Origin of the sequence: Streptomyces sp. NPDC047061, from assembly GCF_040643955.1 — a bacterium.
Classification (GTDB): domain Bacteria; phylum Actinomycetota; class Actinomycetes; order Streptomycetales; family Streptomycetaceae; genus Streptomyces.
In genome coordinates this window covers 311,881-334,521 of the sequence record NZ_JBEYVI010000005.1, presented here as the reverse complement: position 1 = coordinate 334,521, position 22,641 = coordinate 311,881, and the positions used below count along the sequence as shown (strand labels likewise).

23 protein-coding genes are annotated in these 22,641 nt (G+C 72.8%); 16 read left to right on the top strand and 7 right to left on the bottom strand.

The features are described 5' to 3' along the window. Window positions 1-20: 20 nt before the first annotated feature. On the top strand, window positions 21-281 hold the full coding sequence (locus ABZ887_RS12010) for a hypothetical protein (RefSeq protein ID WP_361286559.1): 261 nt from the start codon (window positions 21-23) through the stop codon (window positions 279-281). 74 nt (window positions 282-355) lie between these two features. Then, complete coding sequence (locus ABZ887_RS12005; protein ID WP_361286556.1) at window positions 356-883, top strand: YbjN domain-containing protein; 528 nt, start codon at window positions 356-358, stop codon at window positions 881-883. A 23-nt stretch (window positions 884-906) separates the two neighbouring features. Here the strand turns inward: ABZ887_RS12005 and ABZ887_RS12000 are convergent, their stop codons facing one another. From ABZ887_RS12000 to ABZ887_RS11990, 3 genes are all read right to left on the bottom strand, one after another. After that, window positions 907-1,965: a hypothetical protein gene (locus ABZ887_RS12000; protein WP_361286728.1), complete on the bottom strand. Its 1,059-nt coding sequence runs from the start codon at window positions 1,963-1,965 to the stop codon at window positions 907-909. 250 nt (window positions 1,966-2,215) lie between these two features. Next, window positions 2,216-4,417 (bottom strand): PQQ-binding-like beta-propeller repeat protein, encoded by a 2,202-nt coding sequence (locus ABZ887_RS11995; RefSeq protein WP_361286553.1) that lies wholly within the window; start codon window positions 4,415-4,417, stop codon window positions 2,216-2,218. A 175-nt stretch (window positions 4,418-4,592) separates the two neighbouring features. Next, window positions 4,593-5,789 (bottom strand): pyridoxal phosphate-dependent aminotransferase, encoded by a 1,197-nt coding sequence (locus ABZ887_RS11990; RefSeq protein ID WP_361286550.1) that lies wholly within the window; start codon window positions 5,787-5,789, stop codon window positions 4,593-4,595. 140 nt (window positions 5,790-5,929) lie between these two features. Here ABZ887_RS11990 and ABZ887_RS11985 point away from each other — a divergent pair, with 140 nt between their 5' ends. From ABZ887_RS11985 to ABZ887_RS11950, 8 genes are all read left to right on the top strand, one after another. Then, window positions 5,930-6,211, top strand: a complete 282-nt coding sequence (locus tag ABZ887_RS11985) for a hypothetical protein (protein WP_361286547.1) — start codon at window positions 5,930-5,932, stop codon at window positions 6,209-6,211. A 332-nt stretch (window positions 6,212-6,543) separates the two neighbouring features. After that, a complete protein-coding gene (locus ABZ887_RS11980; RefSeq protein ID WP_361286544.1) occupies window positions 6,544-7,074 on the top strand; it encodes a DUF2617 family protein in 531 nt (176 codons plus the stop codon). An 85-nt stretch (window positions 7,075-7,159) separates the two neighbouring features. After that, window positions 7,160-8,800, top strand: coding sequence for a polyamine aminopropyltransferase (locus ABZ887_RS11975; RefSeq protein WP_361286541.1), 1,641 nt, complete (start codon window positions 7,160-7,162; stop codon window positions 8,798-8,800). Between the two features lie 86 nt (window positions 8,801-8,886). Then, window positions 8,887-9,642, top strand: a complete 756-nt coding sequence (locus ABZ887_RS11970; protein ID WP_361286538.1) for an SRPBCC family protein — start codon at window positions 8,887-8,889, stop codon at window positions 9,640-9,642. 214 nt (window positions 9,643-9,856) lie between these two features. Next, window positions 9,857-10,654: an aldose 1-epimerase gene (locus ABZ887_RS11965; protein ID WP_361286535.1), complete on the top strand. Its 798-nt coding sequence runs from the start codon at window positions 9,857-9,859 to the stop codon at window positions 10,652-10,654. 10 nt (window positions 10,655-10,664) lie between these two features. Next, complete coding sequence (pyrE, locus tag ABZ887_RS11960; protein ID WP_361286532.1) at window positions 10,665-11,213, top strand: orotate phosphoribosyltransferase; 549 nt, start codon at window positions 10,665-10,667, stop codon at window positions 11,211-11,213. Between the two features lie 162 nt (window positions 11,214-11,375). Next, entirely contained in the window at window positions 11,376-12,398 is a 1,023-nt protein-coding gene (fbaA, locus tag ABZ887_RS11955) for a class II fructose-bisphosphate aldolase (RefSeq protein ID WP_361286529.1), read from the top strand. A 67-nt stretch (window positions 12,399-12,465) separates the two neighbouring features. After that, window positions 12,466-13,908: an MFS transporter gene (locus ABZ887_RS11950; RefSeq protein WP_361286526.1), complete on the top strand. Its 1,443-nt coding sequence runs from the start codon at window positions 12,466-12,468 to the stop codon at window positions 13,906-13,908. A gap of 30 nt (window positions 13,909-13,938) precedes the next feature. Here the strand turns inward: ABZ887_RS11950 and ABZ887_RS11945 are convergent, their stop codons facing one another. The 3 genes from ABZ887_RS11945 to ABZ887_RS11935 are packed head-to-tail and all read right to left on the bottom strand — an operon-like array spanning window position 13,939 to window position 16,114. Continuing rightward, a complete protein-coding gene (locus ABZ887_RS11945; protein ID WP_361286523.1) occupies window positions 13,939-14,622 on the bottom strand; it encodes a hypothetical protein in 684 nt (227 codons plus the stop codon). Next, window positions 14,619-15,620 (bottom strand): metallophosphoesterase, encoded by a 1,002-nt coding sequence (locus ABZ887_RS11940; RefSeq protein WP_361286520.1) that lies wholly within the window; start codon window positions 15,618-15,620, stop codon window positions 14,619-14,621. The genes ABZ887_RS11945 and ABZ887_RS11940 overlap by 4 nt, the downstream gene beginning before the upstream one ends. Further along, window positions 15,617-16,114, bottom strand: coding sequence for a cupredoxin family copper-binding protein (locus ABZ887_RS11935; RefSeq protein WP_361286517.1), 498 nt, complete (start codon window positions 16,112-16,114; stop codon window positions 15,617-15,619). Before ABZ887_RS11935 ends, ABZ887_RS11940 begins: the two co-directional genes overlap by 4 nt. Before the next feature lie 128 nt (window positions 16,115-16,242). On the opposite strand from ABZ887_RS11935, the gene ABZ887_RS11930 reads away from it, so the two are divergent. The 3 genes from ABZ887_RS11930 to ABZ887_RS11920 all read left to right on the top strand — a co-directional run bounded on the left by ABZ887_RS11930 (window position 16,243) and on the right by ABZ887_RS11920 (window position 18,343). Beyond that, window positions 16,243-16,863, top strand: a complete 621-nt coding sequence (locus ABZ887_RS11930; RefSeq protein ID WP_361286514.1) for a sigma-70 family RNA polymerase sigma factor — start codon at window positions 16,243-16,245, stop codon at window positions 16,861-16,863. Window positions 16,864-16,888: 25 nt separating this feature from the next. Continuing rightward, window positions 16,889-17,671 (top strand): zf-HC2 domain-containing protein, encoded by a 783-nt coding sequence (locus ABZ887_RS11925; protein WP_361286511.1) that lies wholly within the window; start codon window positions 16,889-16,891, stop codon window positions 17,669-17,671. A gap of 243 nt (window positions 17,672-17,914) precedes the next feature. Further along, window positions 17,915-18,343 (top strand): ATP-binding protein, encoded by a 429-nt coding sequence (locus tag ABZ887_RS11920; RefSeq protein WP_361286508.1) that lies wholly within the window; start codon window positions 17,915-17,917, stop codon window positions 18,341-18,343. Between the two features lie 361 nt (window positions 18,344-18,704). Here ABZ887_RS11920 and ABZ887_RS11915 read toward each other — a convergent pair whose 3' ends face one another. Beyond that, entirely contained in the window at window positions 18,705-19,124 is a 420-nt protein-coding gene (locus ABZ887_RS11915) for a DUF3151 domain-containing protein (RefSeq protein WP_361286505.1), read from the bottom strand. A gap of 97 nt (window positions 19,125-19,221) precedes the next feature. Between ABZ887_RS11915 and ABZ887_RS11910 the strand changes: the two genes are divergently transcribed. The 3 genes from ABZ887_RS11910 to kynU all read left to right on the top strand — a co-directional run bounded on the left by ABZ887_RS11910 (window position 19,222) and on the right by kynU (window position 22,626). Beyond that, complete coding sequence (locus tag ABZ887_RS11910; protein ID WP_361286502.1) at window positions 19,222-20,397, top strand: M23 family metallopeptidase; 1,176 nt, start codon at window positions 19,222-19,224, stop codon at window positions 20,395-20,397. A 185-nt stretch (window positions 20,398-20,582) separates the two neighbouring features. Continuing rightward, the gene (locus tag ABZ887_RS11905) at window positions 20,583-21,437 is read left to right on the top strand and encodes a tryptophan 2,3-dioxygenase family protein (RefSeq protein WP_361286499.1); all 855 of its coding nucleotides are present in this window, start codon (window positions 20,583-20,585) and stop codon (window positions 21,435-21,437) included. Then, window positions 21,430-22,626, top strand: a complete 1,197-nt coding sequence (gene kynU / locus ABZ887_RS11900) for a kynureninase (protein ID WP_361286496.1) — start codon at window positions 21,430-21,432, stop codon at window positions 22,624-22,626. Before ABZ887_RS11905 ends, kynU begins: the two co-directional genes overlap by 8 nt. The last annotated feature ends 15 nt before the right edge of the window (window positions 22,627-22,641 follow it).

Below are 22,641 nucleotides of genomic sequence, written 5' to 3'. Positions count from 1 at the left end.
GGGGCGCGGGGAGGTGTTGCATGTGCGGCTGCCGCCGCGTAGGCGCGACCAGCCACGACGCCGCAGCCGCCCGAAGACCCGGATGCGGCACTCCCCGCGGAGCACCTGGCGGGCGATCTCCCCCCGCCCAGGACCCCCTCGCCCTGCGCGCCCACCTGGCCGGACTGCTGCCCGGCTACATGCTCCCGCGCGGATTCACGCACCTCGACGCGTTCCCCCTGAACGCCAACCGGAAGATCGACCGGCGGGCGGTCGCCAGGATCCTGTCAGCCCACGGCTGAAGGAGGGGCCGGGGTTGCGGCCCCCCTCCCCGCATGAGGGAGGATGGCGGGGTCCAGACGAAGGGAAAATCACGGTGACCATCGACCCGTCCTCGATTCCGAACTTCGGGGGCCAGCCCGAGCCGCAGCCCCAAGGACCGGCGGGCCCCGTCGTCCCGGATCAGGATCTTGTGAAGCAGCTCCTCGACCAGATGGAGCTCAAGTACGTCGTCGACGACGAGGGCGACCTCGCGGCGCCGTGGGAGCAGTTCCGTACGTACTTCATGTTCCGCGGCGAGGACGAGCAGGCCGTCTTCTCGGTGCGGACGTTCTACGACCGCCCCCACAAGATCGACGAGAAGCCGCAGCTGCTCGAGTCGATCGACGACTGGAACCGGCGGACCCTGTGGCCCAAGGTCTACACCCACACCCACGACGACGGCACCGTCCGTCTCATCGGTGAGGCCCAGATGCTGATCGGCACGGGCGTCGACATCAACCACTTCGTCTCGTCCACGGTCAGCTGGGTGCGGGCCGCGCTCGAGTTCGACAAGTGGCTGGTCGAGCAGCTCGGCCTGGAGGAGGCCGTCAACGAGGCGGAGAAGCCCGAGGACGACGAGTAGTCCGACCTCCTCCCGCTTCCTGCCTACAGCGGTGTGTGCGCGTACACGACGAGGTACGTGCCGTAGCCGAACGAGAGCCCGGCCAGGGCCGTGACCACCACCGTCGCGTGCCAGGGCCGGGCTCTCGCCGTGCGGACCAGCGCCCGGGCCGGCGGGAGCAGCAGCGGGAACGCCGGCAGCAGGAAGCGCGGCTTCGACTCGAAGAAGCCCGAGCCGCCGAGCACGATCAGCAGGAGCACGGCGGTGTAGGCGAGCAGCGGCAGCGGGGCACGGTCGAGGGCCAGGAGGGCGAACAGCACGACCGCCGTGGCCACGATCATCAGGGCCATCGGGAAGACGAACCGGTCGCCGCGCAGCAGCAGCGTACGGGCGAAGGCCAGCGAGCCCCGGCCGAAGTCGAAGCGCGAGCCCCACAGTCGTTGTACGTCGAAGTAGCCGCCCAGCCGGTTCCCGCTGCGCCGCCCCACCCACAGGACGTACGCCGTCCAGCCGAGCGGGGCGAGCGCCGCGCCCGTCCACAGCCTGTGGGTAACCCGGCCGCGGGCGCGGCGCAGCTCGCACGCGGCGGCGACCAGCACGGCCACCGCGACCGCGAAACCGTTCGGGCGGGACAGCCCCGCCAGGGCGGCCAGGGCACCCGCCCACACCCAGTTCCCGGCCAGCACCGCGTACAGCGACCAGGCGGCGAAGGCGGTCAGAACGGGTTCCGTGTACGCCATGGACAGCACCACGGAGTGCGGAAGCAGCCCCCAGAGCAGCACCAGGACGGTGCCCACCGCACGGCCGTGCAGCCGGGCGCCCACCGCGTAGATCCCGCCCGCGGCGACGGCGGCGGCCGTCCAGGACACCAGCAGCCCCGCACCCGCCCCGCTGAGCGGGGTGGCGGCCGTCAGGATCCGGACCAGGCCCGGGTAGAGCGGGAAGAACGCCAGATCGCTGTGGACGACGCCGGGCCCGAAGTACAGGGTGCGGCCGTAGCCGTGCGCCGCGATCCCCAGGTACCACGCGGCGTCCCACGACCGGCCGAGCAACGTCAGCGGATGCCGGCCGCCCGCCCAGGCGGCCAGCGCCAGCACGGTCATCCCGGTGAGCCGGGCCACCGCGAACAGCCCCACGGCGACCCCGCCGACAGCGACGAGGGACAACCGGGCACCGGGCCGCTGAGCGACGGGCGGGGCGAGGGCGGCGGCGGTGGTACTGGCGTGGCTCACATTCGCACAGTGCCGGTGGATCGGGCCGGGTGCGAGAAATATGCACCCGATGGAGTAGACGCCCCGAACCACAGCGCTCCTTCAGGGGCGATCAGCGGCGGGGCGGGAGCCGCTGCCGCCGTCAGTTCGCCGTCTCTCCCGTCGGCCCCCGGACCGGGCTCACCGAGAAGGCCGTCTCCCCTGCCACGGCCACGATCGCGTCGTACACCAGCAGCACGCTCGGGATCGTGTTCTGCGCCGAGGTGCCCGGGTCGTCCAGCTTGGGCGTGGTCCAGCGGACGGCCCCGGTGTCCTGGTCGAGGGCGGCGAGGCGGCCGTAGCGGTTGGCGAAGTAGACGGTGTCGTACGTCGTCGAGCGCACCGGAGCCGACAGGTTCTCGATCTGCGTGTCCCGCTGCCACAGCCGGGTGCCGCCCGCGGCATCGACCGCGGTGACCGTCCCGTCGGGGCGGACGAAGTACACGGTGCCGTCGATCACGGTGGGCGTGCCGCGCGGGTCGCCTTTCAGGAAGATCCTGGTGGCGGTGCCGGTGTTCGGGTTCACCCGCAGCAGAGCGGTGTACGACTCGTCCCCGCCGTCGCCCGACTGGTACCCGCTGGTGTCCTTCGGCAGCGCGAACAGCGGCCCCCCGGCGAGGGTGCCGAGCGGCGTCGCGCTCGTCGGCAGCGGGGCGAGTTCGTCCGCCGTGCCGCCGGCCGGGTCGAGGCGCAGCAGGCCGGCCGAGCCCTGGGTGGGGTCGTTCGCGTCGGCGCAGAGACCGTAGGGAGCGTCGCCCAGGACCACCGGGGCACAGAGGCTGCCTGCCGACGACCTGGCCGGGGCGCGCCACAGGTCCTTGCCCGTGGTGGCGTCGAGGGCGACGAACTCCTTCGCGGTGTCCGACATCGCCAGGACGCCGCCGTCGAACAGGGCGACGCGGGCCGTCGCGCTGACCTCGCGGGTCCAGACGCGTTTGCCGGTGTCGGCGTCGAGGGCGATCACCCGCTGGTCCGCGTACACCTCGTCCGGTTGCTCGTAGGTGTACACGATCCCGTCCCGCACGCCCAGGGGTCGCTCGGCCGCCTGGGAACTGTTCCCGTACCGCCACGCGACGCGACCCGAGGCGGCGTCCAGACGGGCCACCGTGAAGCCGGTGCCCGCGCAGTACAGGGCGGATCCGGCGGACACACAACCGGCGTCCACATCGTCCACATTGATGCTCGACGAGTCGTCCCGCACGGCTCGGGTGAGACGCGTCTGCCAGGGTCGCCAGCCGGTGGGAAGTGCCGGGGCCGGGGACGCCGAGGCGCTCGCGCCGGGACGGGCATCGTCGGACCGCGCGCTCGACTCGAGGTGGTACACCGACGCGGACACCCCGGTGACGGCCAGGACCGCGCCGAGGACGACCAGCCGACGCGTCCGGCGTCCGCGACCGGCTTGCCCGGCGGCGGTGGTGTCGCCGGCGCCCCGGGAGCGCCTCCGGTGTCCCGGCACGGTCGGCGGGCCGCCCACCGCCACGGTGTCGGCCGTGTCCGGCAGGGACCTGAACAGCCGCTGCAGTTCGTCCAGCCGAGGCCTGTCGGCCGGGTCCTTGGCCAGGCAGCGCTCGACGATGCCCAGCAGCGGCTCCGGTACGCCGTCCAAGGAGGGCTGTTCGTGCACCACCTGATAGCCCGTCATGTACGGACTGCCGCCTTCGAAGGGACGGTTTCCGGTGGCGGCGTACACGAGGAGCGAGCCGAGCGAGAAGACGTCCGAGGCGGCGGTGACGTCCTTGGGCGAGGCGAACTGCTCCGGGGACATGAAGGGAGGGGTGCCGATGAGGCGTCCGGTCACGGTGAGGGCCTCGTTGTCGGCCGCCCGTGAGATGCCGAAGTCGATGACGCGCGGGCCGTCGTCGGCCATCAGCACGTTGCTCGGCTTCAGGTCCCGGTGCACGACACCGGCCTGGTGGATGTCCCGCAGCGCCTCCACCAACCCCAGGGCCAGCGTGCGCAGTCCGGGTCCGCCGAGTGCGCCCTGCTCGGCGACGAGGTCGTCGAGGGTACGGCCCGGCACGTACAGCGTCGCCATCCACGGCAGTTCGGCGTCCGGGTCGGCGTCCACGACGGGGGCGGTGAACGCTCCGCTGACTCGCCGTGCCGCCGCGATCTCCTGGCGGAAACGGGTGCGGAACTCCTCGTCCTGCGCGTATTGGGCGTGGACGACCTTGACGGCGACGTGGCGTCCGGAGGCGGAGCGGCCGAGGTAGACGACTCCCATGCCGCCGCTGCCGAGCCGGTCGACGAGCAGGTAGCCGCCTATCGCCCCGATGGACCCCGACTCCTCGGTGCTCAGCGGCATCGCGGGTCAACCTTTCCCAGTCCCACACGTCACGGAATCGTTCAGCGGCAACAGACTAGTCCGCGTCCGGGGGTACCCCCTGGCGCTGCCGGGCCGGCCGGAGGCTGGTGCGTGGCTCACGTGACTCCTCCGGCGGGGGCGTGGTTCCACGGAACAGCGTCGAACCGTGCGGCTGTCACGCGGCCAGCGACTTGAGCCGGGAGGCCGCCTCCTTCAAGACCTCCGCACGCTTGCAGAACGCGAACCGCACGAACGGCGCCCCCGCCTCCCGGTGGTCGTAGAACACCGCGTTCGGGATGGCGACGACCCCCGCCCGCTCCGGCAGGGAACGGCAGAAGGCGAAGCCGTCGCTCTCGCCGAGCGGGCGGATGTCGGTGGTGATGAAGTACGTGCCGGCGGTGTCGTAGACCGTGAAACCCGCATCCTTCAGGCCCGCCGCGAGGATGTCCCGCTTGGTCTGCATGTCCTGGCGGAACGCCTCGAAGTAGGCGTCGGGGAGGGCGAGGGCCTCCGCGACCGCGTACTGGAAGGGGCCGGCCGAGACATACGTCAGGAACTGCTTGGCCGAGCGCACGGCGGAGACGAGGGCGGGCGTCGACGTCACCCAGCCGACCTTCCAGCCGGTGAAGGAGAAGGTCTTGCCGGCCGAGCCGATGGTGACCGTGCGCTCGCGCATGCCGGGGAGGGTGGCGAGGGGGATGTGCTCGGCACCGTCGAACACCAGGTGCTCGTACACCTCGTCGGTCACGACCAGCAGGTCCCGCTCCACCGCCAGTTCCGCGACCGCGGTCAGCTCCGCCCGGGTGAGGACCGTGCCGGTCGGGTTGTGCGGGGTGTTGACCAGGAGGAGGCGGGTGCGCGGGGTGACCGCCGCCCGCAGCTCGTCGAGGTCGAGGCGGAAGGCGCCGGCGTCGGCGTCGGGACGCAGGGTCACCGGGACCCTGGTGCCGCCGGCCATCGCGATGCTGGCCGCGTAGGAGTCGTAGTACGGCTCCAGGGCGACCACCTCGTCACCGGGTTCGAGGAGGCCGAGCAGGGCGGCCGCGATGGCCTCGGTGGCGCCCGCCGTGACCAGGACCTCGGCGTCCGGGTCGTACGACAGCCCGTACCGGCGCTGCTGGTGTGCCGCGATCGCGATGCGCAGCTCGGGGACGCCCGGCCCCGGCGGGTACTGGTTGCCGCGCCCCTCGCGCAGCGCGCGCACGGCGGCCTCCCTGACCTCCTCGGGACCGTCGGTGTCCGGGAAGCCCTGCCCCAGGTTGATGGAGCCCGTGCGGAGGGCGAGGGCGGACATCTCGGCGAAGATCGTGGTCCCGAACTCGGCGAGCCGGCGGTTGAGGAGGGGGCGTTCGCTGGAGGTCATGCCGGCCATCCTGCGCCCAAGCTCTGGAGTTCCTCAACTCAGCTTTGGCCGCCGCGCCGGGCGGGCATCCCCAGGCCACGCCGCGTTCTCGCGGCGGCCGGGGCGCCCACGGGGGGTCGCCCTCGGGGGAACGGAAAGAAGGTGACGCCATGGGCACCGTCTTCATCGTGGTGGTGGCCGCGGTCATCTGCTTCGCGGTCGTCGCGTCGGCGGTCCGCAGGGGCGGCCGACGCAAGGGGGCGTACCGCAGGGGAGGGTCCTCCTCGTCCTCCTCGTCGTACGACAGCTCCGGCAGCTGGTGGGCCGGGGACTCGGGGTCGTCGTCCTCGCACGGCGGTCATCACGGCGGCGGTCACTCGTGCGGCGGCGGCCACTCCTCCTGCGGAGGCGGCTCGTCGTGCGGCGGGGGCGGCTGCGGAGGGGGCAACTGAGCCGCCCCGCGGGCGGCCGGAGACCGGGGCGTCCGGGCGGAGAGCAGGGGAGCTCTCGCCGGGCGCTCCGGCGTGCGCCGGAAGCAGTGGGGCGCACATCATGGTTGAACAGTTGAGCTGTGGAGCCCTCTGAGGGATGGAAATCCCACGAAGTTGGGTAAAAACGCTGTGGCAGCACCACAGTGCATGATTCCCTCTAAATCACCAAAGCAGCGCCTCGGACGTCCTGACGACACCCTCCCCCGGCTGGGCCGGCCGGGCCGATCTCCCGGTGTCGACCGAGGTGCGCCGAACCACACTCCCCGTCTTTTGCGTGTTAGCGGAGCCGATCCATGCTCACGACCCTGAACACCTCCTACACCGATACGCGCGCGGCCGACCTCGCCTGGGCCCTGGGACGCGAGCCGCTGCCCGCCCTGGCCACCCTCGACCTGGAACTGACGGGGGCGAAGCTGCAGTTGAGACTGCTCGGCGCGTCCCACCAGGTGCTCCTGGAGGAGGAGTGCGGCGGCTGTTCGGAGACGGTGGCGTGCATCCCGGGGTCCAGCACCCCCCTGCCGCTCGGGGTCGCCAAGCGCATCGGCGACTGGGAGTACGAGTTCGCGGCCCGCGTCGAGGTGCTGTCGCCGGGCTCCTTCGCGGGCCGCGCCCAGGAACTGCTGGCCCTCGTCTCGGAGCATCCGCACGGTCTCGCCGGGGTCTTTCCGGGCAGCCCGCACGCCTTCACGGCGATGCTCGCCCAGCGCCACGAGGGTCAGGTGCACTGGCGCACCTGGCACGCGTACCCGCAGGACGGCCAGCTGGTGGCGACCCGGACCCGGGTCGGCGTACGGGTTCCGGTGCCCCAACCCGTGGCCGGATGACATAAACCAATAGTGCGTCAAAGGCCCCGGAGTTCCACACGTGTGGGTGACGAAGCGTACCGAGCGAGTGACGTAACGTCGCAGAGTGATCGATCCGCACGCACCCGCCCCGCCCGGCACACCGGCGCCCTGGGGTGCCCCCGCGCCGCTGCCCGTGCGGCCGGGGACGGGCCGCTTCCTGGTCCTGGCGTGTGTGTTCGTCTGCGCGGCCTGCGGACTGGTGTACGAACTCGAACTGGTCGCTCTCGCCTCCTACCTGATCGGCGACTCGGTCACCCAGGCCTCCGTCGTGCTGTCCGTGATGGTCTTCGCGATGGGCGTCGGCTCACTCGCCGCGAAACGGCTGCGCTGGCACGCGGCGGCCGGATTCGCCGCCGTGGAGGCCGCGCTGGCGCTGGTCGGCGGCTGCAGTGCCATGGCCCTGTACGCCGTCTTCGCCTGGACCGGCGGCTGGGGCGGCCTGTGGTCCGCCGGCCCGCGCTGCCTCCTGGTCGCCTTCTCCCTCGCCATCGGCCTCCTCATCGGCGCCGAGGTGCCCCTGCTGATGGAGCTCATCCAGCGCATCCGCCGCCAGGACGCGGGCGGCGCCGTGGCCGACCTGTTCGCGGCGGACTACGTCGGCGCCCTCGTCGGCGGCCTGGCCTTCCCGTTCCTGCTGCTGCCCTTCCTCGGCCAGCTGACGGGCACCCTGCTCACCGGCACCGTCAACGTCGTCGCCGGGGGCGCCCTGGTCCTCGGCCTGTTCCGCCGCGACCTGTCCCGCCGGGCCCGCTGGACCCTGCTCGTCGCGGGCGTCACCGTCCTCGGCCTCCTCGCCTCCGCCGCCGTCCTCGTGGGCGACTTCGAACGGGCCGCACGGCACGCCGTCTACGGCGCCGACGTCCGGGTCGCCCTTCAGACGGACGTCCAGGAGATCGTCCTCACCGGCGGCACCCACGGCCGCCCCCTCGACCTCTTCCTGGACGGCCGGCTGCGGGTCGGCGGCCACGACGAACGCCGGTACCACGAAGCCCTCGTCCACCCCGCGATGACCGGCCCGCACGCGCGCGTCCTGATCCTCGGCGGCGGCGACGGCATGGCCACGCGCGAGGTGCTGCGCCACCGCGGCGTCGACCGCGTCGACATCGTCGAACTCGACGCGGGCCTGGTCCGCCTCGCCCGCCACGACCCCGCCCTCGCCGCGCTCAACGGCCACGCCTACGACGACCCGGGCGTCCACGTGTTCACCGCCGACGCCTTCCACTGGCTGCGCGAAGCACCCCGCTCCGGTTACGACGTCGTCATCGCCGACCTGCCCGACCCCGGCATCACCGCCAGCACCAAGCTGTACTCCCAGGAGTTCTACGGCCTCGCCCGCCGCGCCCTCGCGCCCGGCGGCCGCCTGGTCGTGCACGCCGGCCCGGTCCAGGCCCGCCCCCGCGCCTTCTGGACGGTCGCCGCGACCATGCGGGCCGCGGGCCTCGCCACCACCCCCTACCGGGTCCTCGGCCACGACGCCGGCTTCACCCCGGGCCCCGACCGCTCGGCGGGCGAGTCCAGGGCCCCGCACGACTGGGGCTTCGTCCTGGCGACGGCGGGGCCGGTGGGGCCGGTGGGGCCGCGGTTACGGCTCCCGGCCGACGGTCCGCGGCTGCGGACGCTCACGGAGGGGGCACTGGAGCGGGACGCGCTGAAGACCCCGGCCGCCTGGCCGCCGCCGTCGACGCTGGTGCATCCGCGGTACTGAGCGGGCCCGGCCCGTCAACGAGGCCCGCAGCGTGCCGTGCGTCGGGGAGGGTGTGCCGGACCGACTCGTGGGTAGGCTCATTCGCCATGGAGCACCAGGTGTACGTCCCGGCCCCGGCTTCGCGGCTCAGGGCGGCGCTGGCCGACCCCGCGCGGGTCGCCCGGGCCGTCCCCGGCCTCCAGCAGGACGCGGGCGCCGCCCCCGGCACCGGCAGGCTCAAGGTCCGGATCGGCAGCCACTCGATCACCTACCGGGGCTCCCTGCGCGTCAGCACCCACGACGACGGCTCCTACGCGCTCGACGGCGACGCCACCGAGGCTCGCGGCACCGGCACGGTGAAGCTGGCGCTCACGGTGCGCCTCGCGGACCGGGGCGAGGGCTGCGAGGTCACGGTGACCGGCACGGCCTCCGCCGACGGGCGGGTCGCGGAGCTGCCGGCGGCGGCGGTCCGGGCCGCGGCGGCGCGGTTGCTGAGCCGCTTCGCGGAGGGGCTGGGCGAGGCGCCCGCGGACGAACCGGCCTCGGTCTTCGAGACGGAGGTCCCGCCGCCGTCCCTGGCACCCGGGCCGGAACCGGTGGAGGCGTCGGTGGAGGAACCGGTCGAGGAGCCGGTGGTGGAGCCGCTTCCCGAGATCTTCGCGGAGGCGGCGCACGCGCGCCGGACGATGATCGGCCGCAGTGCGGAGGAGGTCGACCACGCACCGCCGAGGGGGCGGTACGCGCCGGTCCCGGCGCCGCAGACGGTGGTCGGGAGCTCGGCGCTGCGATGGGCCGCACCGGCGGCGGCACTGGCACTCGCGTCGGCGATCGTGGTGACGAGGGCGCTGCGGCGCCGACGCTGAACGTGCGGGTGGGCTGGGGCCGGGGGGTGGGGACGCTTACCGGCGCTTGCAGGGTGCCGCCCGCGCCCACCCGTGCCGCCCCAGCGGCACGACTGCCCGCGGCTTGAGAGAGGCGGCGGGCGAAGCGCCCCGTAAGGGGCGCGGGGAACTGCGCGAGCAACCCCCACCCACCCGCACCCGAATCACCAGGGCTCCCCCCCACTACTCTCATCCCGTGAGTAACGAAGACATCACGCTGACCGCAGGCGACGTCACCCTCCACCTGCACCCCGGCAACGGCGGCCGGATCGCCGGACTCGAGGTCGGCTCCCTCGAACTCCTCCGCCAGGGCGACCGCTTCGGCTGCTTCCCGATGGTGCCGTGGTGCGGCCGCATCCGGGACGGCCGCTTCCTCGACGGCGCCAACGTCGTCCAGATGCCCCTCAACTCCCCGCCGCACGCCATCCACGGCACCGCCCGCGACGGCGCCTGGCGCACCGCGCGGCTGTCGGCGACCGAGGCCGTCATCACCCGCGACCTCGGCGCCCCCTGGCCGCACCCCGCCCGCGTCGCCCACGTCGTCCAGCTCGCCGAGGACTCGCTGACGCTGACGATGTCCGTGGAGACGTACGACGACTCCTTCCCGGCGCAGATCGGCTGGCACCCCTGGTTCAACCGGAACCTCGGCGGCCAGGACGCCCAGGACGTCCAGGTGGAGTTCACCCCCGCCTGGCAGGAGGAGCGCGGCGACGACCACCTGCCCACCGGCAACCGCATCGACCCGAAGCCCGGCCCCTGGGACGACTGCTTCGGCATGCCCGACGGAGTCGACGTCACCCTCACCTGGCCCGGACAGCTGGAGCTGAAGGTCGCCAGCCGCGAGCAGTGGGTCGTGGTCTACGACGAGCAGGCGGAGGCCGTCTGCGTGGAGCCGCAGACCGGACCGCCCAACGGGCTGAACACGCTGCCCCGGCTGGTCACGCCACTGGAGCCGCTGGAAGCCGCGACCACCTGGACGTGGACGCGCCTCTAAGCTGGTCGGCATGACGGACGTACGCGCTGAGCTGCTGCAACAGATCAAGGACAAGGCCGTGGTGCACGGCAGGGTGACCCTGTCGTCGGGGCTGGAGGCCGACTACTACATCGACCTCCGCCGCGTCACCCTCGACGGCACGGCCGCCCCGCTGGTCGGGCAGGTGCTGCTGGACCTGACGGGGGAGCTGGAGTTCGACGCCGTCGGCGGGCTGACGATGGGCGCCGACCCGGTCGCCGGCGCCATGCTGCACGCGGCCGCCGCGCGCGGCCGGCACCTCGACGCCTTCGTCGTGCGCAAGGCGGCGAAGGCGCACGGCATGCAGCGCCGGGTGGAGGGTCCGGAGATCAGGGGCCGCCGTGTCCTGGTCGTCGAGGACACCTCCACCACCGGCGGTTCCCCGCTCACCGCCGTGGAGGCCGTGCGCGAGGCCGGCGCCGAGGTCGTCGCCGTCGCCACCATCGTGGACCGCGCCACCGGCGCCGCCGAGAAGATCCAGGAGGGCGCCGGGGTGCCGTACCTGTTCGCCTTCTCGAAGGATGAACTGGGTCTGGACTGACACCCCGGTTGACGAGTGGGATTGACCCGGATTTGACCGGCGCCCGGAGCATCGGTTCATGTCTGGAAAGATGGGGACGACGATGACGTCGCCCCCAAGGTCTAGGTCAGGGCCGTAAGAAAAACAGCAGTACGCCGACCCGCACACTCAAGGAGCGGACAGATGCCCATCGCAACCCCCGAGGTCTACAACGAGATGCTCGACCGGGCGAAGGCAGGCAAGTTCGCCTACCCGGCCATCAACGTCACCTCGACCCAGACCCTGCACGCGGCGCTGCGCGGCTTCGCGGAGGCGGAGAGCGACGGCATCGTCCAGATCTCCACGGGTGGTGCCGAGTTCCTGGGCGGCCAGTACAAGAAGGAGATGGTCACCGGCTCGGTCGCGCTCGCCGAGTTCGCGCACATCGTCGCCGAGAAGTACCCGGTCAACGTCGCCCTGCACACGGACCACTGCCCGAAGGACAAGCTCGACGGGTACGTCCGTCCGCTGCTCGCGATCTCCGAGGAGCGCGTGAAGAACGGCCGCAACCCGCTCTTCCAGTCGCACATGTGGGACGGCTCCGCCGAGACCCTCGCCGACAACCTCGCCATCGCGCAGGAGCTCCTGGAGCAGGCCCGCCGCGCCAACATCATCCTCGAGGTCGAGATCACCCCGACCGGCGGCGAGGAGGACGGCGTCTCCCACGAGATCAACGACTCCCTGTACACGACGGTCGACGACGCCATTCGTACGGCGGAGGCGCTCGGGCTCGGTGAGAAGGGCCGCTACCTGCTCGCCGCCTCCTTCGGCAACGTGCACGGCGTGTACAAGCCGGGCAACGTCGTGCTCCGCCCCGACCTGCTCAAGGAGCTGAGCGACGGCGTGGCCGCCAAGTTCGGCAAGCAGTCGCCGTTCGACTTCGTCTTCCACGGCGGCTCCGGCTCCACCGAGCAGGAGATCCGCACCGCGCTGGAGAACGGCGTCGTGAAGATGAACCTCGACACGGACACCCAGTACGCCTTCACCCGTCCGGTCGCCGACCACATGTTCAGGAACTACGACGGTGTCCTGAAGGTCGACGGCGAGGTCGGCTCCAAGAAGACGTACGACCCGCGCACCTGGGGCAAGCTCGCCGAGGCGGGCATGGCCGCGCGCGTCGTCGAGGCCACGCAGAACCTGCGCTCCGCGGGCAACAAGATCAAGTAAGCCGCATTACGGTCAGGACCCGGCGTTCGTCTGTCTACGGCGCCGGGTCCGCTGTATACCTGGAACCATGCCCGATGTCCGGATCGCCTCAGCCCAGGGCAAGTGGATCCTGATCACCACCGTCCTCGGCTCCAGCATGGCGCTGCTGGACTCGACGGTCGTCAACGTCGCCCTGCCCCGCATCGGCGACGACCTGGACGCGAGCCTGTCCGCGCTCCAGTGGACGATCAACGCGTACATGCTGACGCTGGCCGGCCTGATCCTGCTCGGCGGTTCGCTCGGCGACCAGTACGGCCGCCGGAAGATCTTCGTGATCGGGGTCGTCTGGTTCGCGGCCGCGTCCCTGATGTGCGGCCTGGCCCCGACGGACGCGATCCTGATCGCCGCCCGCGCCCTCCAGGGCATCGGCGGCGCCCTTCTCACCCCCGGCTCCCTGGCCCTCATCCAGGCCTCCTTCCACCCCGACGACCGGGCCCGCGCGGTCGGCCTCTGGTCCGGCTTCGGCGGCATCGGCGCGGCCGTGGGACCCTTCCTCGGCGGCTGGCTGGTGGACGGCCCCGGCTGGCGCTGGGTGTTCCTTCTCAACGTCCCGCTGGCCCTGCTCTGCGTCCCCATCGCCCTGCGCCACGTCCCCGAGTCCGCCGACGGCCGCACCCACGGCCGTTTCGACGTCCTCGGCGCGGTGCTCGGCGCCCTGGCCCTCGGCCTGGTCACCTACGCCCTGATCGAGGCGGGGACCGCCTCCCTGCTCGCCATCGCGGGCGTCGCGGCCGGCGTGGCCTTCGTGTACGTCGAGAAGCGCCGCCAGGACCCGATGCTCCCGCTGGACATCTTCGGCTCCCGCCAGTTCACGGCACTGAACATCGTCACCCTGTGCGTGTACGGCGCGTTCGGCGGCTACTTCTTCCTCACCGCGCTCCAACTCCAGGTGGTGGCGGGCTACTCGGCGCTGGCGGCGGGCACGGCCCTGCTCCCCACCACCGCCCTGATGCTGCTCTTCTCCGCCCGCTCGGGCGCCCTGGCCGACAAGATCGGCCCCCGCATCCCCCTCACGGTGGGCCCGCTGCTGTGCGCCACCGCGATGCTCCTGATGCTGCGCGTCGGCGAACACGCGAACTACCTGACCGACGTCCTCCCGGCGGTCCTCGTCCAGGGCGCCGGCATGGTCATCCTGGTGGCCCCGCTGACCGCCTCCGTCCTCGCCTCCGTGGACACGAGCCGGGCGGGCATCGCCAGCGGCATCAACAACGCGGCGGCCCGCGCCGCCAGCCTGATCGCGGTGGCGGCGCTGCCGCTGCTCGCGGGGATGGGGCCGGAGGCGTACCGGTCGGCGGCCGCCTTCAACGCGGCGTTCGACCGGGCCATGCCCATCTGCGCCGGTGTCCTGGTGGTCGGCGCGGCGCTGGCCTTCGCCCTGGTCCGCAGGCCGGCCCCGGGCTGCGTACGCCCGGAGTGCCGTACCCACGGGAACGTGACGTCGCCGCCGATCGAGGCGGAGGGCCGGCCTTAGCCTGCTGTGGCCCGCGCGGGGGAGCGGAGGCTACTGCCGCCGGCGGAGCAGAGCGGTCCGCAGGTCGTGCTCGGTGATCTGGTCGGCGGGGCGGTGGAGTGTCCAGCGGTGAGTCTCGCCGCCGTCCATGGACAGCACCTCGACGACGGTCTCCAGCGGTGGGCGGCCGGGGCCGGGGCCGTCACGTCCGAGCTGGCGGATCACGACGGCGGTGTCGTCGTGCAGGCCGAGCAGGACGCGCACGGTGTCCCTCAGGTCGCGCAGGTGCGGGCTCGGCCAGGCGCTTCCCGGGCGTGGTTCCGGGCGCGGGGGAGCCCCCTCCTGCCGTGCGGCCAGGACCACGGCCGTCTGCCAGGCCGCGAGGAACAGCAGCGTGCCGCTCTCGGCGAGGAGGCCGAGGACGGCCTGCGGCGCGGGCTGCAGACCGCGCTCGGTGAACCCGAACACGCCCACCGTGCGCGAGGCCGTGAAGCCGCCGAGGGCGCCGAGCGCGACGCCCGCCGCGCCGGCCCTCAGCAGCAGGGGCGGCGTCCCCGTCATCAGCAGGGCGGCGAGTGCGAGGGAGGCACTGGCCTGGAGGAGGAACAGGGGACCGATGACGTGGATGAAGCGGTACCCGTCGACGTAGAGCTGGGCGTGGACGTACCCGCCGACGGCGAGGGTTGCGGCAGTCGCCCGGCGCAGGGCGGTGGTGGGGAGTCCTCGGCTGTTCATGCCAGCCTCTGATCCTTGACGGCCAGTTCGCGGTCGCCCTGGCGGTAGCCGACGCTGCGGATGCCGAGTGCGTCCTTGAGCTGCCGGGCGGGGACGACCTGCGGGGTGGGGGCGGGGGCCCGGCCCGGCTTGGGCAGGGGGTAGGCGGTGGTGGTGGCGGAGTGGAAGGTGATGTTGCCCTCGGTCTTGGTGAACAGCTGGTGGACGTGCCCGTTGAGGCAGGTCACGGAGGAGAAGCGGCGCAGCAGGGCGATGACCTTGAGGGCGTCGTCGGTGCTCCAGCCCCACTTCGGGTACATGGCGAAGAGCGGGATGTGGCTGAAGACCACGACCGGGGTGTCCGAGGACAGCCCGGCCAGGTCCTTGCGGACGAAGTCGATCTGGTTGTCGCCGAGGTGGCCGAGCTTCTCCAGGCTCAGGGTGTTGACCAGGGCGACGAAGTGCACGCCGTGGGTGTCGAAGCTGTACCAGCCGTCGCCGAGCGTGCCCGCGCCGAAGGCCCGCCGGTAGGCGCGGCCCGCATCGTTGATGGAGTCGTGCTCGCCCGGCACGGTGAAGACACGGTCCGTCCTCAGTCCCGACATCATCTGCTTGACCTGGTCGAACTGCCCGGCCGTGGACAGGTGGGTCAGGTCGCCGCTGTGCATGACGAAGTCGGGCCTGAATCCGAGCGAGTTGACCTGGTCGACCGCTTCGGTGAAGGAACCGGCCACGTCCGTGTTCGCCGGGCCCTGGAACCCGATGTGGCTGTCGGAGACCTGCACGAACCGCAGCACGCCGCTGTCCGCCGCGGCGGCACCGACGGCACCGGCCGTACCGGTGGCGGCCTCGGCGGTGCCGTCCCGGGAGCCGGCGATGTGGCTGATCACCTCTCCACCGGCCACGGTCAGCACCACCGCGCCGCCGAACCACCCGGCGTGCCGCATGAGTTGGCGACGCGTCATGCCGTGTTCCCGGTGACTGTCGTGACTGTCGTGGCAGCCGTCGTAGTCGTTCATCGGGTCACCTCGACGGTCGCGGTCATGAACGGATGGATGGTGCAGAGGTAGGCGTAGGTGCCGGGCTCGGTGAAGGTGTGGCTGTAGGTGGCGTGGGTGGCCAGGGCGGCGGAGTGCAGCGGGCCGCCCGATCCGGCGCTGGTGACGGTGTGGGCGTCGGTGTCCTGGTTGGTCCAGGTCACCGTCGTACCCACCGGCACCTTCAGCGTGGCCGGCGAGAACGCGAAGTTCTGGATCGCTACGGCGGTCCCGGTCACCGGCTTGCCTGCGCTCGTACTCGTGCCCGTCTTCGGGGGACTCGCGGGCATGCTCATGCCGGACATGGGCGATGCGGCGGGGTGGGAGGCTCCGGCGGACGCGGAGTGCGGCGGCGGGCCGCAGGAGCTGAGGAGTCCCAGCGTGCCGGCGGTGGCGAGGGCGGCGACGGCCAGCCCGGCCGCGGCGCGTGATCGTCGGCCCGGTGTGTGGAAGTTCGGATGGGGTGTCCCGGTCACGTCTGCACCGTCCTTTGCGGTGTCGGGGGGGCGATGAGGAACTGCGCGTAAGTCGGTTCCTGTCCGGCTCCACGGACCGCGAGGGGCATACGGTTCGGCATATATACGGTTTTGTGAGATTTCTGCATATGGGCGATGATCGACTTATGCCCCGGAGTTTCCGAAAGCGTGACCAAAGGGTTGATCCGGATCGCTCCGCGAGCCGTGTCCCGGGTAGAGGAACGCTTTCGACCGCGGACGAGGAGCTGCTGCGCACCCTGTACGCGGAGCACGCAGGGCCCCTGTTCCACTACGTGCTGCGACTGACGTCAGGAGACCGGCAATGGGCGGAGGACGTGGTGCAGGAGACGCTGCTGCGGGCGTGGCAGCACCCTGCCGCGTTCGAGCCCGCACGCGGCCCCGCCCGGGCATGGCTGTGCACGGTCGCCCGGCATCTGGTCATCGACGCCCACCGGGCCCGGCGGGCCAGGCCGGCCGAAGCCGGCGGCGAGGCGCTGGAGCGAGCCGCCGAGCAGACGCCGGGCGAGGACGAGATCGAGCAGGCACTGCAGAGCTGGGCGGTCGCGGACGCCCTGCGGGCGCTGTCCCCGGATCACCGCGCGGTGCTGCTGGAGACCTACTACCGCGGGCGGACCATGGCGGAGGCCGCGCAGGTGCTGGGCATTCCGCTGGGCACCGTGAAGTCGCGGACGTACTACGCGCTGCACGCCCTGCGGCTGGCGCTCCAGGAGCGGGGGATCGAGCCGTGACCGTGGTGTGCGGGAGGTGGCGACCGTGAGTGCGGAGCACGACACCCTCCGGCTGGCGCTGGGTGGATACGTCCTGGGCACCCTGCCCGCGGCGGAGAGTGAACAGGTGCGCGTCCACCTCGCGGAGTGCGACGCGTGCCGGGCCGAGCACGTCCGGCTGGCGGGGCTGCCCGCGCTGCTGGCGACGGTGACCGCGGCCGAGGCCGAAGCCGCGGGCGGAGCGATGCCGGCGGCCGGCACCGACCTGGCCGACCGGCTGGTGGCCCAGGCGGCCGAGAGTGCGCCGATCCCGCCGCCCGCACGACCTGTGGTGTCGACACCGCAGGCGGGTGTGCTGGAGAGCCTGCTGCAGCGGGCCGCGGCCCGGCGGCGCAGGAGCCGGCGTCTGCAACTGGCCGGAGCCGCCGCCTCCCTGACGTTCGTCGCGGCGGCGGTCGGCGGCACCTGGCTGGCGGCTGTCGGCTCCGTGACCAGCGAGGCGACGCCGCCCGGGGCGACCGCGCCGACCGCCTCGCGCACGTTCTCCGGAAGCGATCCCGTCACCGGCGTCTCCGCCTCGGTGCAGGTCTACCCCTCCGCCTGGGGCAGTGTCCTGCAGGTCCACGCCAAGGGGGCGCCCGCCGGAATCACCTGCCGGCTGCAGGCCGTCGGGCCCGGCGGTGCCAGGTCGGACGGTGCCACCTGGCGGGCGGGCGAATACCCTCCCGGCACCATGGTCCAAGGGGCGGTCGCCATGTCCCCGAGGGACATCGAGCACTTCGAGATCCTCGCGGGCGACGGCCGGAAGCTGGTCACCATCCGGTCGTGAGACGCCGACGGCTCCCCCCGACCGGCCTTTTCCGCAACCGACTTGACGCACCGGCGTGCCCGCCGTGACGCGACTCGCGAGAATTCCGGCAAAAGGTGCGAATGTCTCGAACCGTCGGGTGGGTGTGGTCCGTGGAACCGGATGAGCGCACCCATGCAGGACCGGTACACCGACCGCCTCGACGTTGCTCGGCGGTCCCTCCCCGTTCCGGTCTCCGCACCTCCACGGAAGAGCCAGAAGACCATGTTCGTGACCGATTCGCCCCGCCCGAGTTCACTGCCCGGCCAGCCCTGCCGCCACCAGGCGCTGCTCACCCTGCCCGCGCAGGAGGCGCACGTCTCCGCCGCCCGTCACTTCGCGGCCGATCTGCTGGAGACCTGGAGCGTGCCCGCGAACGAACGGGACTCCGCCGTTCTCATCGTCGACGAACTGGCCGCCAACGCCGCCCAGTACGGCCGTGAGCGCATGACCCTGTCCCTCGCCCTCGACCACGGCACGCTGCACATCGTGGTCACCGACTCCGGCACGACGGTGGAGCGCCGTCACCGCGACACGGCTCCCGACGAACACGGCCGCGGCACCGGCATCGTCCAGTACCTCGCCCAGTCGACCGAGGTCCACCAGACGCGCAGCGGCCGCGAAGTCCGCGCCTGCCTGAGGTGCTCGGCATGACCGGCCCGGGCGCCCCGGGACACCCGGTCACCGGACGACCCCGCGAGTGGGCCTTCGCGACCCACAAGCCGTGCCCTGTCGACGACTGCCCGGGACCGGCCCGGTTCCCCATGCGGCCCACGGCGCGCCCATCAGCCGCCGATCACGCCGATCTCGGCGATGGTCCGGCGCCGTGCCGACGCTGTGGCACCGGCCTGCAGCCCGGTGGGGGCTGATCGCGCAGTTCCCCGCGCCCCTTACGGGGCACGACTCAGCTGCGGGCAGGCGTGCCGCAGGGCGGCACGGGTGGGCGCTGGGGGTCCCCCCGGCCGAAGGCTGGGGGAGGCACCCTGCAAGCGCCGGTAAGCGTCCCCCCCGGCCCCTACCCCTTCAGCTCCTCGTAGGCCTCGGCGCTGCTGTCCCGCAGGAACTGCCAGCACCGCTCGTACTCGTCCTTCTCACCGATCTCCCCGGCGGCCCGCCCGAGCGCAGCGAGACACCGCAGGAAGCCCTGGTTGGCCCGGTGCTCCCACGGCACCGGCCCGTGTCCCTTCCAGCCGGCCCGGCGCAGGGCGTCCAGCCCACGGTGGTAGCCCGTGCGCGCGTACGCGTACGACTCGACGACCGCGCCGCGCCCGAACGCCTCCTCGGCGAGCAGCGCCCAGGCCAGGGAGAAGGTCGGGAACTTCGCCGCGACCTCGGCGGGAGCCAGCGACTCCTCGTCCAGCAGGCGGTACGCCTCTTCGTTCGCGGGCAGATACGTCGGTTCCGGGCCACCCAGCAGGTTCTTGTGCGTCGTCATGGCGCCAGTCTGCCACCGCCGGCAACCGCGCCCCGCGCCCCGCCGTCTTCCTGAGCGCAGACCGCCGACCCGTACGCGACGGCAGGGGGGAGCACCCGTGCGTGATCCGATGCCCGGCGGGCAGCCGCCGGAGGCCCGCGTCCTGGCCCGGTTCCTGACCGCCGACCCGGAGCAGTGGCCGCGGCTCGCCCCGCGGGTGACGGAGGCGGTCGGGATGGCGACGCTGGAGCGGATCGTGCACGCCACGGCCGCCCGGATCGGCGGGTTCGGCACCGTGACGGACGGCCCGGACGGGCTGATCGTGTCCGGCAGCACGGGCCGGGTGCGGGCCTGGGCCCAGGTGGCCCCCGACGGCGAACTCACCGGGCTGCGCATCGAGGGCGCCCCCTACACCCCGCCCGGGCGCCGGCTCCCCGCCCACCTCGCCTGGACGGTCTGCCTCGTCCTGGTCGCCGCCTGGAACGTCCTGATCCTCTGGACGGCCGCCGACCGCACCGCCTGGACTGCCGACCTGGCGACCCTCGCCGCGTTCTACGTGGTCGTCGAGGGCTGCGGCGCACCGGCGATGCAGCCCCGTCCGCTGCGCCGCGCGGTCGAGGCGGGCGCCCTCGCCGCCGTCGCCTCGGCGTGGCGGCTGCCGGGGCTGCCGGCCGGAGACGGTCTGTTCGGTCTCGCCGTCGGGTTCGTCCTCCTCGCGGCGGCCGGGTGGCTGGTCGCCGCCGCCCGGCTGCACCGCCGCCGGGCCCCGCTCTCCCGGCCGCTGCGGTTCCCGCTGGAGGGCGCCTGGTACGTCGTACAGGGCGGCGGTCCGGCGGTGAACCACCACGCCCGGGTGCCGGAGCAGCGCGCCGCCCTCGACCTGGTCGCGCTCGGGCCGTACGGCACCCGTACCCGGCCCGGGCACGAGCCGAGCGCGTACGCGGCGTACGGGCGGCCGGTCCGCTCCCCCTGCGAGGGCACGGTGGTCTCCGCGGCCGACGGCGTCGCGGACCAGCGCCCGGGGGAGATCCGCTACCAGCCGCCGTACGGCAACCACGTGTTCCTGGACACCGGCCGGGAGACCGTGATCCTCGCCCATCTGCGTCCCGGCTCGGTGACGGTGGCCGAGGGGGACACCGTCCGGGCGGGGCAGGTCCTCGGCGAGGTCGGCAACAGCGGCAACAGCACCGAGCCCCATCTGCACCTGCACGCGGAACGCGACGGGCTCGGCCTCGACCTGGAGTTCGAGGGGGTGCCCGGGCGGCTGTACCGGGGGCGGACGGTCCGCGGCTGAGCGAAGCCGCAGGGCGGGGGCCGCGGGACAAGGGGCCTCCGGGCAGGGGCCTCCGGACGGGCGCCTCCCGCGGGCGGGCCTTGCCGGATCCGGGTTACGTTGCGGAAGATGCCGGTGGGGACCGGGGCCCCCGTGTCGGCATCGGCAGGGGCGGACCGCTACCCGGAGTACTACAGGAGACAGCGATGTCCCAAGAGGCTCTCGAAACGAACGAGCCCGAGACCCCGCATCTCGACTTCGCCGGCACGACGCCCTACGAGGACTACGTCCGGGCGGACGTGCTCACCCACCTCCAGCACACCCTCTCCGACGATCCCGGAGAGATGGTCTTCCTGGTCACCACCCAGGTGATGGAGCTGTGGTTCACCGTCATCGTCCACGAGTGGGAGACGGCCGCGGCGGCGCTGCGCGGCGACGACATCCCCACCGCGATCGCCGCGCTGAGGCGTTCCACCCGTGAGCTGGAGGCGCTGAACGCCTCCTGGAAGCCGCTCGGCCAACTCACCCCCGCCCAGTTCAACTCCTACCGCTCCGCCCTCGGCGAGGGCTCCGGCTTCCAGTCGGCGATGTACCGGCGGATGGAGTTCCTGCTCGGCGAGAAGTCCGCGTCCATGCTCGTCCCGCACCGCGGCGCGCCCCGCGTCCACGCGGAACTGGAGAAGGCGCTGCACGAGCCGAGCCTGTACGACGAGGTGGTGCGGCTGCTGGGGCGGCGGGGGCATCCGATCCCGGACGCGGTGACGGTGGAACGTGACATATCACTGCCCTATACACCTTCCGATGCCGTCGAGGCCGCCTGGACCGCCGTCTACTCCACCGAAGGCGACGCCGGCGCCGACGCCGAACTCGCCCGCCTCGGCGAGGCGCTGACCGACGTCGCCGAGCTCGTCTGGCGCTGGCGCAACGACCACCTGGTCGCCACCCGCCGTGCCATGGGCGCCAAGCCCGGCACCGGCGGCTCGGCCGGGGTCGCCTGGCTGGAGAAGCGCGCCCGCAAGAACGTGTTCCCGGAGCTGTGGACGGCGAGGTCCCATGTCTGAGCTGGTCCTGAGGGCGGAGAAGCAGGACGCGGCCGACGAACTGGCCGCCGTCCGGGACCGTTTCGTCCTCGACGAGGTCGTCTATCTCGACGGCAACTCGCTCGGCGCCCTGCCCGCACACGTCCCCGGCCGGGTCGAGGACGTCGTCCGGCGGCAGTGGGGCGAGCTGCGGATCCGGTCCTGGGACGAGAGCGGCTGGTGGACGGCGCCGGAGCGGATCGGCGACCGGATCGCCCCGCTGGTCGGCGCGGCGGCCGGCCAGATCGTGGTCGGCGACTCGACAAGTGTCAACGTCTTCAAGGCACTTGTGGGCGCGGTACGGCTCGCGGGGGAGGGCCGCGACGAGATCCTCGTCGACGCGACCACCTTCCCCACGGACGGCTACATCGCCGAGTCGGCGGCCCGGCTGACGGGCTGCACGCTGCGTCCGCTCACCCCCGCCGAGGTCCCGGCCGCGCTCGGCGACCGTACCGCCGCCGTACTCCTCAACCACGTCGACTACCGCACGGGTCGCCTCCACGACCTGCCGTCCCTCACCGCCGCGGTCCGCGCGGCCGGGGCCGTCTCCGTCTGGGACCTGTGCCACAGCGCGGGCGCCCTGCCGGTGGGCCTCGACGAGCACGGGGTCGACCTGGCGGTCGGCTGCACCTACAAGTACCTGAACGGCGGCCCCGGTTCACCGGCGTACCTGTACGTCCGCCGCGACCTCCAGGACCGCTTCGACTCCCCGCTGCCCGGCTGGAACTCGCACGCCGAGCCCTTCGGGATGCGGCCGGTGTACGCGGCGGCCCCGGGTGCGGTGCGCGGCCGCGTCGGCACCCCGGACATCCTCTCCATGCTCGCCCTGGAGGCGGCGCTGGAGGTGTGGGAGGGGGTGCCGGTGACGGCCGTACGCGCGAAGTCGCTCGCCCTGACGGACTTCTTCCTGGAGTGCGTCGAGGCGTACGTGCCGGCGGGCCGCGTGGAGTGCGTGACCCCGGTGGCCCACGAGGAGCGCGGCAGCCAGATCGCGCTGCGCTGCTCCGACGCCGGGGACGTCATGAAACGGCTGATCGAGCGGGGCGTGGTCGGGGACTTCCGGCACCCGGACGTGCTCCGCTTCGGCTTCACCCCGCTGTACGTCGGTTTCGCGGACGTGGAGCGGGCGGCGCGGGTGCTGGGAGAGGTGACGGGAACGGCTCTCGCCTAGCGACATGGCGACATA

What these genes read in the sequence shown, in the direction of transcription:
- ABZ887_RS12010 (WP_361286559.1), top strand. Translation starts at nt 21, where the DNA reads ATGTGCGGCTGCCGCCGCGTAGGCGCGACCAGCCACGACGCCGCAGCC.
- ABZ887_RS12000 (WP_361286728.1), bottom strand. Translation starts at nt 1,965, where the DNA reads ATGACCGTGCTGGCGCTGGCCGCCTGGGCGGGCGGCCGGCATCCGCTG.
- ABZ887_RS11995 (WP_361286553.1), bottom strand. Translation starts at nt 4,417, where the DNA reads ATGCCGCTGAGCACCGAGGAGTCGGGGTCCATCGGGGCGATAGGCGGC.
- ABZ887_RS11990 (WP_361286550.1), bottom strand. Translation starts at nt 5,789, where the DNA reads ATGGCCGGCATGACCTCCAGCGAACGCCCCCTCCTCAACCGCCGGCTC.
- ABZ887_RS11985 (WP_361286547.1), top strand. Translation starts at nt 5,930, where the DNA reads ATGGGCACCGTCTTCATCGTGGTGGTGGCCGCGGTCATCTGCTTCGCG.
- ABZ887_RS11980 (WP_361286544.1), top strand. Translation starts at nt 6,544, where the DNA reads ATGCTCACGACCCTGAACACCTCCTACACCGATACGCGCGCGGCCGAC.
- ABZ887_RS11970 (WP_361286538.1), top strand. Translation starts at nt 8,887, where the DNA reads ATGGAGCACCAGGTGTACGTCCCGGCCCCGGCTTCGCGGCTCAGGGCG.
- pyrE (WP_361286532.1), top strand. Translation starts at nt 10,665, where the DNA reads ATGACGGACGTACGCGCTGAGCTGCTGCAACAGATCAAGGACAAGGCC.
- fbaA (WP_361286529.1), top strand. Translation starts at nt 11,376, where the DNA reads ATGCCCATCGCAACCCCCGAGGTCTACAACGAGATGCTCGACCGGGCG.
- ABZ887_RS11950 (WP_361286526.1), top strand. Translation starts at nt 12,466, where the DNA reads ATGCCCGATGTCCGGATCGCCTCAGCCCAGGGCAAGTGGATCCTGATC.
- ABZ887_RS11945 (WP_361286523.1), bottom strand. Translation starts at nt 14,622, where the DNA reads ATGAACAGCCGAGGACTCCCCACCACCGCCCTGCGCCGGGCGACTGCC.
- ABZ887_RS11940 (WP_361286520.1), bottom strand. Translation starts at nt 15,620, where the DNA reads ATGAACGACTACGACGGCTGCCACGACAGTCACGACAGTCACCGGGAA.
- ABZ887_RS11930 (WP_361286514.1), top strand. Translation starts at nt 16,243, where the DNA reads ATGGGCGATGATCGACTTATGCCCCGGAGTTTCCGAAAGCGTGACCAA.
- ABZ887_RS11920 (WP_361286508.1), top strand. Translation starts at nt 17,915, where the DNA reads ATGTTCGTGACCGATTCGCCCCGCCCGAGTTCACTGCCCGGCCAGCCC.
- ABZ887_RS11915 (WP_361286505.1), bottom strand. Translation starts at nt 19,124, where the DNA reads ATGACGACGCACAAGAACCTGCTGGGTGGCCCGGAACCGACGTATCTG.
- ABZ887_RS11905 (WP_361286499.1), top strand. Translation starts at nt 20,583, where the DNA reads ATGTCCCAAGAGGCTCTCGAAACGAACGAGCCCGAGACCCCGCATCTC.
- kynU (WP_361286496.1), top strand. Translation starts at nt 21,430, where the DNA reads ATGTCTGAGCTGGTCCTGAGGGCGGAGAAGCAGGACGCGGCCGACGAA.